The organism is Bacteroidales bacterium, from assembly GCA_013141385.1.
Classification (GTDB): domain Bacteria; phylum Bacteroidota; class Bacteroidia; order Bacteroidales; family Tenuifilaceae; genus UBA8529.
The window spans coordinates 24,050-39,085 of the sequence record JABFRB010000010.1 but is presented as its reverse complement, the minus strand read 5'-3'; the positions used below and the strand labels follow the sequence as shown (position 1 = coordinate 39,085).

At 36.4% G+C, this 15,036-nt stretch carries 13 protein-coding genes and 2 tRNA genes; 9 read left to right on the top strand and 6 right to left on the bottom strand.

The annotated features are described in order from the left end of the window. Positions 1-39 precede the first annotated feature (39 nt). Positions 40-3,081, bottom strand: coding sequence for an efflux RND transporter permease subunit (locus HOO91_05610; GenBank protein NOU17017.1), 3,042 nt, complete (start codon positions 3,079-3,081; stop codon positions 40-42). 5 nt (positions 3,082-3,086) lie between these two features. Next, positions 3,087-4,136 (bottom strand): efflux RND transporter periplasmic adaptor subunit, encoded by a 1,050-nt coding sequence (locus tag HOO91_05605; GenBank protein ID NOU17016.1) that lies wholly within the window; start codon positions 4,134-4,136, stop codon positions 3,087-3,089. A gap of 464 nt (positions 4,137-4,600) precedes the next feature. Between HOO91_05605 and HOO91_05600 the strand changes: the two genes are divergently transcribed. From HOO91_05600 to dcm, 3 genes are all read left to right on the top strand, one after another. Further along, on the top strand, positions 4,601-5,263 hold the full coding sequence (locus HOO91_05600) for a DUF2461 domain-containing protein (GenBank protein ID NOU17015.1): 663 nt from the start codon (positions 4,601-4,603) through the stop codon (positions 5,261-5,263). Between the two features lie 24 nt (positions 5,264-5,287). After that, entirely contained in the window at positions 5,288-5,896 is a 609-nt protein-coding gene (locus HOO91_05595) for an HNH endonuclease (protein NOU17014.1), read from the top strand. Positions 5,897-6,810: 914 nt separating this feature from the next. Further along, entirely contained in the window at positions 6,811-8,055 is a 1,245-nt protein-coding gene (gene dcm / locus HOO91_05590; GenBank protein NOU17013.1) for a DNA (cytosine-5-)-methyltransferase, read from the top strand. Here the strand turns inward: dcm and HOO91_05585 are convergent. After that, positions 8,041-8,754 carry a restriction endonuclease gene (locus tag HOO91_05585; GenBank protein NOU17012.1) on the bottom strand — a complete coding sequence of 238 codons (714 nt, stop codon included), beginning with the start codon at positions 8,752-8,754 and terminating at the stop codon, positions 8,041-8,043. The two genes, dcm and HOO91_05585, sit on opposite strands and share 15 nt — an antisense overlap. Before the next feature lie 118 nt (positions 8,755-8,872). Here HOO91_05585 and HOO91_05580 point away from each other — a divergent pair, with 118 nt between their 5' ends. Further along, positions 8,873-9,508 (top strand): hypothetical protein, encoded by a 636-nt coding sequence (locus HOO91_05580; protein NOU17011.1) that lies wholly within the window; start codon positions 8,873-8,875, stop codon positions 9,506-9,508. A 131-nt stretch (positions 9,509-9,639) separates the two neighbouring features. On the opposite strand, the gene HOO91_05575 is transcribed toward HOO91_05580, so the two are convergent. Together HOO91_05575 and HOO91_05570 are read right to left on the bottom strand one after the other, a co-directional pair. Continuing rightward, positions 9,640-10,161 carry a GNAT family N-acetyltransferase gene (locus HOO91_05575; protein NOU17010.1) on the bottom strand — a complete coding sequence of 174 codons (522 nt, stop codon included), beginning with the start codon at positions 10,159-10,161 and terminating at the stop codon, positions 9,640-9,642. Between the two features lies 1 nt (position 10,162). After that, positions 10,163-10,996, bottom strand: coding sequence for a hypothetical protein (locus HOO91_05570; GenBank protein ID NOU17009.1), 834 nt, complete (start codon positions 10,994-10,996; stop codon positions 10,163-10,165). 354 nt (positions 10,997-11,350) lie between these two features. Between HOO91_05570 and HOO91_05565 the strand changes: the two genes are divergently transcribed. Continuing rightward, positions 11,351-12,451 (top strand): class I SAM-dependent RNA methyltransferase, encoded by a 1,101-nt coding sequence (locus tag HOO91_05565; GenBank protein NOU17008.1) that lies wholly within the window; start codon positions 11,351-11,353, stop codon positions 12,449-12,451. Between the two features lie 53 nt (positions 12,452-12,504). Here HOO91_05565 and HOO91_05560 read toward each other — a convergent pair whose 3' ends face one another. Further along, positions 12,505-13,170, bottom strand: a complete 666-nt coding sequence (locus HOO91_05560; protein NOU17007.1) for an HAD family phosphatase — start codon at positions 13,168-13,170, stop codon at positions 12,505-12,507. A gap of 83 nt (positions 13,171-13,253) precedes the next feature. Here HOO91_05560 and HOO91_05555 point away from each other — a divergent pair. The 4 genes from HOO91_05555 to HOO91_05540 all read left to right on the top strand — a co-directional run bounded on the left by HOO91_05555 (position 13,254) and on the right by HOO91_05540 (position 15,014). Continuing rightward, positions 13,254-13,330 (top strand) — tRNA-Ile (locus HOO91_05555). 221 nt (positions 13,331-13,551) lie between these two features. Further along, a tRNA-Val gene (locus HOO91_05550) sits at positions 13,552-13,626 on the top strand. Between the two features lie 328 nt (positions 13,627-13,954). Beyond that, the gene (locus HOO91_05545; protein NOU17006.1) at positions 13,955-14,410 is read left to right on the top strand and encodes a KTSC domain-containing protein; all 456 of its coding nucleotides are present in this window, start codon (positions 13,955-13,957) and stop codon (positions 14,408-14,410) included. Between the two features lie 223 nt (positions 14,411-14,633). Then, a complete protein-coding gene (locus HOO91_05540) occupies positions 14,634-15,014 on the top strand; it encodes a TIGR03987 family protein (protein NOU17005.1) in 381 nt (126 codons plus the stop codon). The last annotated feature ends 22 nt before the right edge of the window (positions 15,015-15,036 follow it).

The window sequence follows — 15,036 nt, the reverse complement described above, 5'->3', positions numbered from 1 at the left end:
TTATATCAACATTAATATTTATTAATCAGGTAGATGCGATTATTTTTTACTTGAAAATAATATATACATAACCGGAATAACAAATAGGGTTAGTACTAAGGCAAAGAGTAAACCCCCTACCACAACAATACCAAGCGAAACACGGCTTGATGCACCAGCACCGATAGCCAAAGCAATTGGAAGCGCACCAAAGGTTGTTGCCAACGAGGTCATCACAATAGGTCGAAAACGAGCAGAGGCAGCTTCAAATGCAGCATCTTTTTTGCCCAACCCGCTCTTACATTTCTGGTTTGCAAACTCTACAATTAGAATCCCGTTTTTGGTAACAATTCCAATAAGTAGAATCATCCCGATTTGGGAAAAAATATTTAAGGTTTGTCCAAAAATCCAAAGCGAAAGCATTGCGCCTGTTATTGCCATAGGTACTGTGAGCATAATAATAAAAGGATCACGGAAACTTTCAAATTGAGCCGCAAGAATTAAATAGATAAGCAATAATGCCAATATTAGTGCAAATGAAATATTCGAGTTGCTTTCGGCAAAATCTCTAGAGGGGCCTGCAAGATCTGTACTAAAAGAATCATCAAGCAGTTTTGCAGCAATTTTTCGCATCTCCTCAATACCTTCCCCTACGGTTTTTCCTGGAGCAAGGTTTGCAGAAACATTAGCAGATTTATACCTGTTAAAATGATATAATGTAGGTGGATTGCTATTCTCCACTATTGTTACCAGATTGTCTAGCTGAATCATTGTACCAACATTGTTTCGCACATAAAGCGATGAAATATCGGCCGGTTTGTTTCTGTTTTCCCTATCAACCTGTCCAATAATAAAATATTGTTTGTTGTTTTTCAAAAAATAACCATATCGACCACCGCTTAATGCTAAATTTAATGCATCGGAAACATCTCTTTCGCTTACGCCAAGACTTGTGGCTTTCAGTCGATCAACAGTAATGTTTATTTCAGGTTTATTAAACTTTAGGTTTACATCAACACTACTGAAAATCGGACTACTTTGAGCCTCATCTAAGAACTTGGGTAGTACCTCTCGAATCTTATTGAAATTTAGATTTTGCAGTACAAACTGAACTGGCAGCCCACCTGATGATGCAGCTGTTATAGTTGCCTCCTGACTGGAAATAATTCTTGCATCGGGAATTGACCGATACATTTTTGTTAACCTATCATATATTTGTTGTTGCGAAGCCTTACGTTCGCTGGGATCCAAGAGAAATGTCATAACGTTTCCTGTATTTGCTCCTGAGCTTCCCATACCACCTCCGTATCGAGCAAGAATAAAATTAGCTTCGGGTATTGAATCGATCTGTTTTTTTGCAACCTTATCAATGATTTTTTGCATTGCATTAAATTCGGTTCCCTCTGGAGCTGTTAAAGAAGTTCGAATAAAACTATGGTCTTCAAGAGGTGCAAGTTCAGATTTTAACTGCTTGGAAATTATAAAAATCAATAAAATACAAGCCCCCAAAATTGCAAAAGAGATCCACTTTTTCGCAATAAAATAACTAAGTATTCTGCGATATCCATTTTCTAAACCCACATAAAAGTCTTCGGTGGCCAAATAGAATCGAGAGTGGTGTGACGCTGAGCCTCCAAGAAAAACGTTAAGTACGGGAGTAAGAGTAAGTGATACCAAGGCAGAGATTAGCACTGCCGATGCAACTACAATACCAAATTCTCTGAACAATCTTCCCGTAAAACCTTGTAGGAATACAACAGGAATAAAAACAATAGCCAGTGTTATTGATGTTGAGATAACGGCAAAGAATATTTCACGAGTTCCTTCAATAGCAGCTTGCATTTTATCCATACCCCGTTCAATTCGCTTAAAGATATTTTCGGTCACCACAATACCATCGTCAACTACTAGCCCCGTGGCTAGGACAATTCCTAGTAGTGTTAGCACATTGACAGAATAACCCAGAAGATACATTACGAAAAATGTTCCAATGAGCGAAACAGGAATATCAATTAGCGGTCGTAATGCGATTACCCAATTTCTGAAAAACAGGAAAATGATTAGTACAACAAGTGATATTGCAATAGCCAATGTTTCTATTACGTCACGAACTGATTGTCGAACGAATATTGACCTGTCACGCCCCACATCAAGGCGAACGCCTTCTGGCAGGAATTTTTTAATCTGTTCCAAACGTTTATAAAACTCATCTGAAATCTCAATGCTGTTTGCTCCGGGTAGTGGAATTAAAACCATTGATAAACCTGTTGCCCCGTTAATACTAGCAGCGGATTCCTCATTTTGAGGACCCAACACGGCTTCACCAATATCTCTAAATCGAATTACCTGATTATTATTTTGTCTAATTATAAGGTTGTTAAAATCTTCCTCAGTTGTTAACCTTCCATAGGTTTTTACAATAAGTTCAGTTCCATAACCTCTTATCTTTCCCCCTGGCATTTCAACATTTTCCTTAATTAGAGCGGAGTTTATATCCGATGCAGTGATGCCTCTTGCAGCCATCTTCAAGGGATCTAACCATAAACGCATCGCAGGTTTTTGTTGACCGTAAATACTTACTGAGCTAATCCCCGGAATGGTTTGAAATTTTTCCATCAGAATATTTTCCGCATAGTCGCTTAGTTCAAGGGAATTCATTGATGTGCTTCGAACAATAAGGAAAATAATTGGATCTCCATTCGCATCAGACTTGGTAACCGTAGGGAGTGCGTCAAGGTCTTGGGGAAGACTTCTCGCTGCTTGCGAAACTTTATCGCGAACATCATTTGCGGCCTTTTCCAAATCGGCATCAAGGTTAAATTCAACGGTTATATTGCTAGAACCAACTGATGATGATGATGATATTGATTTAACCCCTTCAATCCCATTAATTGATTTTTCTAAAGGTTCGGTAATTTGCGACTCAATTATTTCGGAATTAGCTCCTGTATATGATGTTTGAACAGTTATTATTGGCGGGTCAATTGCTGGATATAAACGTACTCCAAGAAACGATAAACCGACTACTCCTAGAAGTATAATCATGAGACTCAATACAATAGAGCCTACAGGGCGTTTCAATGCAAGATCTGAAATAATCATAGGTATCAGTTTTTTACATTTGAAAATGATAGTTTGACACCCTCTTTCAAAAACAGAAGACCATTGGTTACAATCGTATCACCCATGTTGATTCCATCGGTAATTTCAACCTTTGACTCTTTTCTTACCCCGGTTTTAACCATTACAAAATGAGCCTTTCCATTTTTCGAAACTATTACACTTTTATTCCTTTCCTGAGGAATAATGGCTTGGGTAGGAATAAGAATTGCATTTTTATTTTCACCAAGGGTGAGTTGTACGTTCGTAAACCCGCCGGGTACTAATTCTTCAGGCTTACTGTTAACTAATGCCCTAACTTTAATATTTCGAGTGGCTGCATCAATTCCGCCCTCGGTTGCTATTACTGTTGCATCGTATTCGGTATCTTTCCCATAAATAGTAAACTTCACATTCAATCCGGGTTTTATTTCGCTACTATATTTCTCGGGAACGCTAAAATCTAATTTTAGCTTATCCTCCATTCGGATTGTTGCTATTTGAGTTGAAGGGGTGATTTGAGCCCCAACGCTTATATTACGTAGCCCGATAATTCCATCGAAAGGAGCCAAAATCTGTGATTTTCGAATTAGGGTTTGTTGAACTTCAATCCCAGCCTTTATCGTGTTAACATCCAAAGAGGTTTGATCAAAATCGGATTGGCTAATACCATCTACTTTTAATAGATCTGATTGTCTTTGGTATATTTTTTCCTGAACCTCAAGCTGTGCCTGTAATTTTTTAAGATTGGCTTGGAGGTCATCATTATAAAGTTGGACAAGTAGAGTTCCCTTTCGAACTAACCTCCCTTCGGGTAAATTGATTTGAACAACCCTTCCTGCCATTTCGCTCATCAAGGCAACCTCCTCAAAGGCCAATAATGACCCAGAAATGGTAATTTGATTCGTAAGTAAAGTAGGTTTGGTAATAATGGCATCTACTTTTATTTGACCTCGTCCACTTTGCCCTTTACTGGGTTCATTTACCTTCTTTTTCCCGCATGACACAAAGGAAAAACCTGCAATTGCAATGAGAATTATATATACAAATCGATTCATATTGTGTGTAAGATTGATAAAGTTTGAGTTTGATACTCTGTAATGCGTTTGGTTTACTTTTGAAAAGAATTATGCAAATTAAGAATCAAAGATAGGTAGAACATGGTTATAAGATGTTTTTTAATGAAATGATTTAAAACACAACTATAAATAATCTCACGCAAAGTCGTTAAGGCGCAAAGAAAATAGGATAGATGTGTAGCAAACTTAAAATCAATTGAAAGACAATGGTTAAATTGTACCAAATTGAACCTACATCTGTTCGCAAAGAGAAAAAACCAAAGGTTTTTTCTCCCTTAGCGCACTCTGCGCCTTTGCGCGAACCATACAGGGGTTCAGCGAAATTAAGTTTTAATGATTACCTTAACTTGTAATCCTTACTTTCAAAGAAAATGTTTGCTAAAATATAAACCTGAGTGGTTACGGAGAAAGAATTATTCGTGTAAATTTGAGAAAAAAAAGAAATGAAATCAGCATTAGATTTTCTGGTAGCCCTTAAAGCTAATAACGATCGCGATTGGTTCAATGCCAATAAGGATTGGTTTCAAAAATCGGCGGAAGAATTCAAAGAGTTTACCAATTCCCTAATCCTTGGAATTAATGAGTTTGATGATTTTGTGGGATCGATTGATCCTAAGGATTGTATTTTTAGGGTATATCGCGATGTTCGATTTTCGGCAAATAAAGCCCCGTACAAGACAAATTTCGGTGCATACATCGCAAGAGGAGGTAGGAAAAGCCCGTATGCTGGTTACTATTTTCATTTAGATACTGAAAGTTCGTTCGCATCGGGCGGAATATATATGGCAGCACCTGATGTTATGAAGCGGATTCGTGAGGACATAGATCTTTATGCGGATGAGTTTTTAGCAATTGTAAACAACAAAAAATTTAAAGAAACCTATCAGTTTTTTGATGAAGAAAAGTTAAAGCGAGTACCACAAGGTTTCGATAAAGATTCACCAGTGGCTGAATATTTCAAGTTTAAGCATATAACCCCATACCATAGCCTAAGCGAGAAGGATATTACGGATAAAAATCTCCTTAAGAACACCCTCGTAGTATTCAAAGAGATGAAACCGTTGGTTGATTTCTTAAATCGATCAATTAGGGGGTTAAACGAATAGTTGTATGTCATTTAACTTGACGAAATGAACCCACTTATCAAAAAATTACTTGGTTTTGACCAAGACACTTCTGATGAAAAAGTCAGAGAAGATTGGGCAATTAGAACAAAAAATGTATGTAAACCTTGTTGGGAATTGAAGTATTGTCCTTATGGTGCGCTTGTAGAGGATTTTCCGCTTTTATCAATGATACGAGAAGAGGCAATTGAGAACATAAATTTTATTAAATTACAACTTGAGAAAGGGACATACGACAAGGAAAGGACAAAATATTTTGAAAAAGAAGTCAGAGACTTTAAACCTGAAGATTATCCTGAAAGAAACACCTCAGAAGACATTGAGAAGAAATGTTCAATTTTCGGTCATTTGTGTCCTGTGTTTTTTGTAAACGAACCATTCACTGAAACAAATGAGAGAAGAAGAATTGGACGTTATATACCAAGACATATTATGCTTAAAGTCGTGCGAAAAGATAACAATCAATGTCAAATTTGCGGAAAAGTACTAAAGGACGACGAAATTGAATTCGATCATATTATTCCACTTTCAAAAGGAGGAAGCACAGAAGAACATAACTTAAGAATTACGTGCGTTGGTTGTAATAGAGATAAATCTGATAATTTTGAACCATAACAAATAAACAACACACCCTGTTAGCCCAAGGTTATAAATAAATAGTAATAATCAATCGGTTTGGCGTAGATTAGCAAAGCGCACCTGCGTCAGTTTATTCTTGCAGGCTTTGCCTGCATATTTAGAAAGCCTTTTGGAAATTACTTCTTTTTCAGCCAACTAGTTTCTAAACGGTTTGGGCTGAGGTTCTTTTTCCACCAGATCGTTTCCAAACGGATTAAAAGTACATCTGGGAGAATTAACCTGTTTCCAAAATGTTTGGGAATTACTTTTTTTCCACCAGCTTTTTTCCAAAAGTTTTGGAAGGAGGTTCTTTTTCCGCCAGCTTGTTTCCAAAAGTTTTGGAAGTTATTTTTTCTTCGCCAGTTCGTTTCTAAAAATTTTTGGAATTACTTTTTTTCCACCGGATCGTTTCCAAACGATTTAGAAGTAGTTTTGGGAGAATTAAACAGTTTCCAAAATGTTTGGGAATTACTTTTTTTTCACCAGTTTGTTTCTAAAAGGTTTGGGAGGACTTATTTTTCCGTCAGCTTGTTTCCAAAAGGTTTAGAAGCACCTCTGGGAGAATTAGCCTGTTTCCAAAATGTTTGGGACTTACTTTTTTTTCGCCAGATTCTTTCCAAAATATTTTGAAACTCCCTTTTTTTCGCCAGATTCTTTCCAAACCTTTGGGAATTACTTCTTTTTTCAGCCAGTTTGTTTCCAAAAGTATTTTGTGGAAGGGGTTTCCTTTTAAAAGGTTAAGTTTCCAACACATTGAATAAATAATCTCAGCGAGTTTTGTTCTAAGCTAACAAATACCACAAAACCTAAATGAGACGGGTTGTTAAAGTGTTAATAAATATAGATGAAACGGTAAGTAGAAAACGATAAAACCACAATATATTTGTAACCATTGTGTAAGGTTATATAGTATGGTTATGGGTGAATACTTAACATTGTCAGAAGCTTCAGAACTTATTGGAAAAAGCAAAGAAACGTTGAGAAGATGGGATCGTGAGGGTATATTACCTGCCGTACGGGAGCCAATTAACAATTATAGAGTATATAAAAGATTGGATGTAGAAAAACTCTTCGGTGAAATTTTAAATATTAAAACTCAAGAAGTTGACGACAACTTTACCGAACCTCAGAACTCATATTCTGTGATAGAATTATTTGCGGGTGCTGGCGGCTTGGCTGTGGGATTGGAAAAGGCGGGATTAAAATGTTCTGCATTAAACGAGATTGATAAATGGGCTTGTGAGACACTTCGAAAGAACCGCCCCAATTGGAAAGTACTTGAAGGTGATGTTCGCTCATTTGATTTTTCTGAATATCATAATAAAATCGATGTTGTTACAGGTGGATTTCCATGCCAAGCATTCAGCTATGCTGGTAAAAAACTCGGGCTAAATGATGCCAGAGGAACTTTATTCTATGAATTTGCACGAGTTGTTAAGGAGGTAAATCCTCCAATTTGTATTGGGGAGAATGTTAGAGGTTTATTAAGTCACGAGGGCGGAAAAACATTACAAGGAATGATTTCTATTTTAGACGAAATCGGGTATAATGTTACACCAATTAAAATTCTTAAAGCAATAAATTTTAAAGTACCCCAAAAAAGGGAACGCATTATTCTGGTTGGTGTTCGAAAAGACATTGATATAAAGTACGAATACCCTAAACCATACAGAAATATCTATAATTTAGAGGATGCTTTAAAAAAAGGGCAATTATACGATTCAGATGTTCCTAAATCAGATGGGGCGAAGTACCCAAAAAGTAAAAGGGATGTACTGGATTTAGTCCCACAAAAAGGTTATTGGCGGGATTTACCGGAAGATATCCAAAAAGAATACATGGGTGGGAGCTTTTATTTAGGTGGTGGAAAAACAGGAATGGCTCGCCGAATAGGATGGGATGAACCCTGTTTGACATTAACATGTAGTCCTGCTCAAAAGCAAACAGAAAGATGTCACCCAGAAGAAACACGCCCTTTTACGGTTCGTGAATACGCTCGAATTCAAACATTTCCCGATGATTGGAAATTCACTGGTTCTATTGCGCAGCAATACAAGCAAATAGGAAATGCTGTTCCTGTTAATTTAGGAAGAGAAGTGGGATACTCAATCGTAAAGTTTTTAAATAAATATTATCAACAGCTAAAAATGAAATAAGGGTGATTTTCTTATTTCTTTAGCCAAATCATCACAGCCTTTTTTAAAGAAATCTTTAGTATCAAAATTATTGATGCATTCATGTAGTGCAACCACTAGGTGATCGTAAAAATCAGGAAAACCTGTAATTCTATGCCAAAAATCTTTGCCAACAAGCACTGGATGCGTTTTATCAATTTTTTTGTAATGCATGCTCAGTTCCGAAGGTTCGCCGTAAAGCACACCTACAACGAAATCAGTATTGCTAATACCTGCTAAAGCTTTATTGGTTCTTGCCAAATTAATTGTATCGGTAAATTTCTTGATTAAAGGTTTAACATCCTCAGAATTAATAGTATTTGGACCAGCTTTCAATTGACACCATTTATTCCGTTTGTCTATTTTATCAACAAACTCAATATCCATTCCCTTAATTAGAGAGCCTTGAGCAATATTTAGCTCAATAAACATATTTTGAATTTGCGTCCCAAAAGAAGTATTAATTGAAGTTCCCAAAACTCTAGGATAGTAAAGAGCCATCGCAATTCCTTCGGGGCTATATTTATCATCCAAAACTTTCGATAAATACTTAGCAACTATTGGATTGATTTTATAAGATTTTAGTTTTGAATTCTTTTTTAAAGATGAGTTTACATGTGGTTCAAAAATCTTTTTCTCAAAAAAATCAACGATCTTAATCGTTAGGTCTTGTTCTGTCATATTTAATTTATTTCAAATATAGCAATTTCTATCAATCAATGGAATGTCAATATATTGCTGGAATATTGAATGATCGCTATATTTGCCAACACATCTTTAATAGACAACCCAAAACCGCATGGAACAAATATTAATAGGAAGCCTGATTTTAAGCATTATACACGCCTTAATCCCAAATCATTGGATTCCGTTAATTGCAATTTCAAAAACCGAAAGGTGGACAAATAGGGAAACTCTTTTTGCAACCTTTATTACAGGATTCTCACACACGCTAAGCACCATATTTATTGGGATAATAGTTGGATTTGTGGGTATAAAACTATCCCAAAACTATAGTTACATCACGAAAATTGCAGCCCCGCTCATATTAATAATAATAGGAATAATCTACTTCGTAATTGATTTAAGATCATCGCATCACCATCATCATCACTTTGAGGTAAATGAGCAGAAACTTAAAAATAAAAAATCGCATTTTGCGATTATTTTATCGTTAAGCATTGCAATGTTCCTTACACCTTGCATTGAAATTGAGGCTTACTATTTTCAGGCAGCAACAATTGGGTGGTTAGGAGTTTTGATAGTTTCCTCGGTCTATCTACTAGTTACCCTAATAATAATGTTCTCACTTGTTTACCTTGGATTAAAAGGGATCAACAAAATTAACTCACACTACCTTGAGCATCACGAGAAAAGGATAACAGGAACGGTACTAATACTTTTGGGATTGTTAGCCTATTTCGTTGAGTTTTGAGATTAAAGAATCAATGTCGTTTAGTTAAGGAGATTCCGCATCAAGTGCGGAATGACAAGAGGTGTGTACATCATTCTTACTGTCATTCCTGCGAAGGCAGGAATCCCTATGTTATAAGAATTAAACCTTAACTAAACGACATCGATTAAATTGTTAGGGTTTATAATTGAAAAAATCAAAAGATTCTGAAAAACACCATTTTTAATAATCGCATTTTTTAAAGTTGCCTCCTTTACCAATCCATTCTTCTCAAGAATACGAGCCGATGCTATATTCTTTTCGAACACCTCTGCGTACACCCTGTGTAGTTTAAACTCATCAAAGGCTTTGCGAACAAGTTCTCCAACAACCCAAGTTCCAATCCCTTTTCCCCAATAATCTTGGCTAAGCCAATACCCAATCTCCCCATTCTGCCTATAAACATCCTCTTTTAGGAGAATCCCTGCAGCCCCAATGGCTTCGCCATCAATATCAATTGCAAATTCGGTTGTTGGATGGCTATTCGAAACTATTTGAATAAACTGAATGGCATCCATTTCGGTATATGGGTAAGGGAATCGATCCCTTAAATTTTCAGCGATTAATCGATTATTTGCATGTTTTGGGAGTGATTTGCAATCAGCTAATTCGAAAGGTCTAAGAATAACATTCATTTTAGTAATACTTAATGGTTCGAGAAATCTTATGCTCAAGTTTTTTATCCTTGATTTTATTGTTCTTCCCAAGGGTCACCTGATAAGTGTTTTTTTCAACCCAATTCCCTTGCCCATCAAGCTTGTACTCATAAAAATAGCCTTGATCAATTTTAGTTGGGTCCTCTAGCGACTCAAGCATTACCTCACCATTTGGATAGTATTGTCTTTCAATTTGACCAGATTGGTAGGGTTTCAACTGATCTATTGGATAAAGCCAACGTCCAACAAATTGATTTGTCGATTTTAGTACCATCACCCGTATGATATTGACATTTGGGGAGTAACCAATCTTTTCTATCATCGAAAAACCGCCCTTATCATCTAAAACCCTTACCTCAATAGGTTTACCTGTACTATCGCAAAAGATCATGCTTGTGGATTCGAGAATCTTATTCTTAAAAGAGATAATTTCCGAGATGTATCCCGTTGTATCGTTGTATGTTAGTTGGGTTTCATCTACCTTCCAGCCAAGCATATTCACAAAGTATCGATGAGTTTTCTTTGTTAGCTTACGATTCTGGTTATAATCGTAGATAGTTTCGCTGAGTTTGCCGCCTGCGTTCCCAAATCTCGATTCATTGATAATATACCCATCTTTATTAAAACGCATAGTAATTTTAAATGGTCGAGGAGGAACTTCGTTAATCATCAATTCGTAGGTATCTTCAGTACTTTCAATCGTTGAACCCTTGCTTTGGAATGGATTGCTTTTTAAATAAACTTCTATTGTGGGCTGTGGAAAAACATAAAATGATGAAATACAAAAAAAGGTTATGATTAATAGTTGTTTCATTGATGGTGGGTGGTTTGGTAGTTGTTTAGGACACAAATTTAACGAACATTATTAACTTGTTTTAACAGGAACGGATATTTGATACTTTTGCTATTAATAAATTTGACGAACAATTTGTAAGAGTGTGATTATTCAGCGACAAAATAATTTCACGCAAAGTCGCTAAACCGCAAAGAAGACAAGATTGATGAGAAACTAAATTAGAATCAATTAAGATGACATGACTAATTTCTACCAAATTGGATTCACGGTTTGAGCGCAAAGGGAAAAAACTTTTAGTTTTTTCCCTCTTGGCGTGCTTTGCGACTTTGCGTGAACCCAGTTTGGCTTAACTAAATTTTATACTAAAGCCAGATGTTATCCAAAGGATGTATTGCTGAATGTAGAGGTTGTAAGCATCGTGAATGGACTATGGAGGATAGCCTTCAACAGAAATACGCATTTCTATCAAGCAAACTATCAACATGGGACGATATCCTAGAACCCGTTGTTTCTGTTCCCGATGAAAATCGCTGGGGATACAGACATAAAACCACTTTAAACACCCGATGGGATGAAAACGGTTGGCATTTTGGGATGATATCGATGGATGAGTTAATTGATATTCCAGATTGTCCTCTTCATAAGCCGGAAGTAAACGAAATTCTTAACATACTTAAGAAGTTTTTGCCTACTGGTATTGAGTTTCCATTGGGATTCTATGTTCAAACATCAGCCCAAATTGTATTGATTGTTAAAGCGAAGAAGGTTCTTAATGATTATTGGTTAACAGATGAAGTCATTTCCGCACTTCGACAGAACGGAATTCAGGGTTTTTGGATTCACTATAATCCTTCAGCGGGCAGGCGTTTATTTGAAAAAGCAGAGTGGAAATTACTATTTGGGCAAGAAAGATCATTAGATTTTAATGATCTTTGGTATGGCCCTGGAGCATTTCAGCAGTTAATCCCTAGTTTATACAACAGTTCATTGGATGAAGCACTAAACTTTTTTAGCCCTCTTAATAAGTATTCCGTTGCAGATCTTTACTGTGGCACAGGCATATCCATGGCTCGATGGGTAAAAGCAGGTGCTAAAGTTTTAGGTGTTGAACTTGGCAAAGAGGCCGTTGAATGTGCAAAACTCAATGTACCCGATGCAACTGTTCTAAGAGGTGCTTGTAGACAAAGAGTTCCACAGATTCGGGGGTGGGTGAATCAGCAACGGGATAATGGGAGAGAGGTATATCTTTACATTAACCCACCAAGAACAGGAATAGAGCAGGAGGTGCTTGATTGGATTATTGGCGAGGGAAAACCCCAAAGGATTGCTTACCTCTCATGCAGCGCTGGAACTCTTTCAAAAAACTTAGTTGCGTTAACAAATAATGGATACAAGGTTACACGACTAATCCCGTATGATTTTTTCCCACAGACAATCCATGTGGAGTGCCTAGCATTGATTGAAAAAGAATGAAGATATTCAAATGTCTAGAATCTACTGTACAAGAACTCTAAACTTTAAGAACTCTAGTTCACTTCAAGTATTTCAAATAGCCCCTCGATCGTCTCTCCTTCCTTCAATTTTAAAAAGTAAGCATTAATCCCAGCTGCTTTTGCCCCTTCTACATGTTGTTCTGTATCATCTATAAATAGGGTTTCCTCAGGTAGTAATTTATTTTGATCTAGAATGATTTGGAATGCCTCCCTATCGGGTTTTATAATATGAATTTCATGGGAGTAGTATATTTTATCAAAAAAGTATGAGAGATCACTTACCCCATAAGTTTTTTGTAGATCACGATTGTAAACTTCGCAATGGATCTGATTCGTATTACTTAATAAAAAGGTTCGATAGGATTTGTGAACACTTTCTAACACTTTTAGTCTAGGAATCGGGAAATCGAGGAGAAGAGAATTCCAAGCCTTATCAATTTGTTGATCCGTTAATGGTTTTTTAGCCAGCAAACGAATCTCATTTCTAAACTCTTGTGGTGTTATAAGACCTTTATCAAGATTATTAAAAAGCCCAGTTTGTTTTGCCAATTTAAACACATCATCGAAATTTTCGAAACCCAAACGCTTAAATTCTTGAAAAGTAAGATTGTAGTCAATATTAAGAATAACACCACCTAAATCGAAAATAATATTTTTGATATTCAGGTGTTTGGCAGGTATAAAAATAAGTTTTTGCATAAAAAACGAGGTAAGCTGTTGAAATTTCGGGTACAAATATGTAATATTGCACTCCAATTAAAAAACCTTTTGCGGTTTTTTTAGGGCCCATAGCTCAGTCGGTTAGAGCATCTGACTCATAATCAGAGGGTCGCTGGTTCGATACCAGCTGGGCCCACCAAGTAAAGCCACCTACAGAACAACGTATGTGGCTTATTTTTCAAATGTGCCTTTAGCTCGGTTGGTTTAGAGCATTATCCGGCAACTGCCGGAGTAGGGGCCACTGGTTCGAACCGAGCGGAGCGAGCTCACGACCGGAGGGAGTAATCCAGTAAGGCACACTGTTGTTTTAAATTTTTTAAATTTTACTTAAAGATATTGATTTACCAAATTTGAAATAATGTGCCTTTAGCTCAGTTGGTTTAGAGCATTACCTTGACAGGGTAGGGGCCACTGGTTCGAATCCAGTAAGGCACACAAAGCATAAAAAAGTCCATCCCAACCGATGGGCTTTATTTTTTAAGAATCCTTTTAAGATATATGAATTAGAACTTATATGAAGCAACACTCATACATGAAAATACTCTAAACATGCTTGATATTAGATATATTGGAGACTACTAAGTTAACCAGACAAAGCTTTGAGAGGAATTAATGAGACTCTTCAGCGTTTATGTTTTAGTATTAGAGCAACCTCAGAGTGTTACTTAAGCAAGACAAAAAAGCCTTTATTTAAGCACGTTAGGTAGTTTAATCGTTTTGATTACCTTTGCGCCCCTGAAATAAAATCACTTTAAGTTTATTTATGAAGCGAATTGTTGAGTACAGAAGATTACTGAATGTTTCACCTGATGCTGATTTGGGGGGCTTGAAAACGAGTTACCGTAATTTAATGAAGGAGTGGCATCCCGATAAATTTATTGATGACCATGTGCGTAAAGCCGAAGCGGAGGATATAAGTAAAAATATAATTGAAGCGTATCATTTCCTAGTTAGTATATCACCTGAAACTCGGGCATCTAATATAGAGGAGTATACCTATGTAACCAATAACTCAATAATTGATAATTATTCTTACAAAGGGCAAACCCTGACAATTACCTTTCAGGATGGGAGTGTTTATGAGTATTTTGGGATACCAAAGAATATTTATAACAAGTTTCTTAATTCATCAGCCCAAGTTAGGTTTGCCAGAAGACATATTTACCATTCATATACCTATAGAGTAGCAAGTAAACAAACAGTTAAAGAGGCAGTTTAATTCTATTTTGTCAGATTAGAAAAACACACGAAAAATTAACCTATTCTGAAATGGTCTATAAAAAAGGAAGTCATTCATTCAAATGGCTTTTTTAATTCAAGGTCTTTGGCGGATACCAATAGGATTAGTAAGACATCTATCCAAGATTTTCTTGATTCAACAGTGAACGAGTAATACTTTTTACTACTTTTCCCGCACAGATTTCCACCTTATTATCAAAGCGATGAATTCAACAACGTTAGTTTACGCAATAGTGTTTATCAATTTAGCGTGCGTTCTTTATACAATTGGTGTTTGGGCCGAAAGATTTCAGCGACGACTTAAATGGTGGCACACTTACTTCTTCATCTCTGGATTTATTTGTGATACAATTGGCACAACCGCTATGAGTCTAATCTCTGGTTCGCTATTTAAACTGACATTTCATGGAATTACTGGCAACATAGCTATTCTCCTGATGCTATTCCATGCTATATGGGCAATTGTAGTATTAGCAAAGAAGAATGAAAAGATGATTGTAAACTTTCATCGATTTAGTATAGTTGTGTGGATAATATGGTTAATACCAATGATCTCCGGAATGGTATTTGGCGCAATGCACTGACAAGCAATAGTATTTTGATATA

What these genes read in the sequence shown, in the direction of transcription:
- HOO91_05610 (NOU17017.1), bottom strand. Translation starts at nt 3,081, where the DNA reads ATGATTATTTCAGATCTTGCATTGAAACGCCCTGTAGGCTCTATTGTA.
- HOO91_05605 (NOU17016.1), bottom strand. Translation starts at nt 4,136, where the DNA reads ATGAATCGATTTGTATATATAATTCTCATTGCAATTGCAGGTTTTTCC.
- HOO91_05600 (NOU17015.1), top strand. Translation starts at nt 4,601, where the DNA reads ATGAAATCAGCATTAGATTTTCTGGTAGCCCTTAAAGCTAATAACGAT.
- HOO91_05595 (NOU17014.1), top strand. Translation starts at nt 5,288, where the DNA reads ATGAACCCACTTATCAAAAAATTACTTGGTTTTGACCAAGACACTTCT.
- dcm (NOU17013.1), top strand. Translation starts at nt 6,811, where the DNA reads ATGGTTATGGGTGAATACTTAACATTGTCAGAAGCTTCAGAACTTATT.
- HOO91_05585 (NOU17012.1), bottom strand. Translation starts at nt 8,754, where the DNA reads ATGACAGAACAAGACCTAACGATTAAGATCGTTGATTTTTTTGAGAAA.
- HOO91_05580 (NOU17011.1), top strand. Translation starts at nt 8,873, where the DNA reads ATGGAACAAATATTAATAGGAAGCCTGATTTTAAGCATTATACACGCC.
- HOO91_05575 (NOU17010.1), bottom strand. Translation starts at nt 10,161, where the DNA reads ATGAATGTTATTCTTAGACCTTTCGAATTAGCTGATTGCAAATCACTC.
- HOO91_05570 (NOU17009.1), bottom strand. Translation starts at nt 10,996, where the DNA reads ATGAAACAACTATTAATCATAACCTTTTTTTGTATTTCATCATTTTAT.
- HOO91_05565 (NOU17008.1), top strand. Translation starts at nt 11,351, where the DNA reads ATGTTATCCAAAGGATGTATTGCTGAATGTAGAGGTTGTAAGCATCGT.
- HOO91_05560 (NOU17007.1), bottom strand. Translation starts at nt 13,170, where the DNA reads ATGCAAAAACTTATTTTTATACCTGCCAAACACCTGAATATCAAAAAT.
- HOO91_05545 (NOU17006.1), top strand. Translation starts at nt 13,955, where the DNA reads ATGAAGCGAATTGTTGAGTACAGAAGATTACTGAATGTTTCACCTGAT.
- HOO91_05540 (NOU17005.1), top strand. Translation starts at nt 14,634, where the DNA reads ATGAATTCAACAACGTTAGTTTACGCAATAGTGTTTATCAATTTAGCG.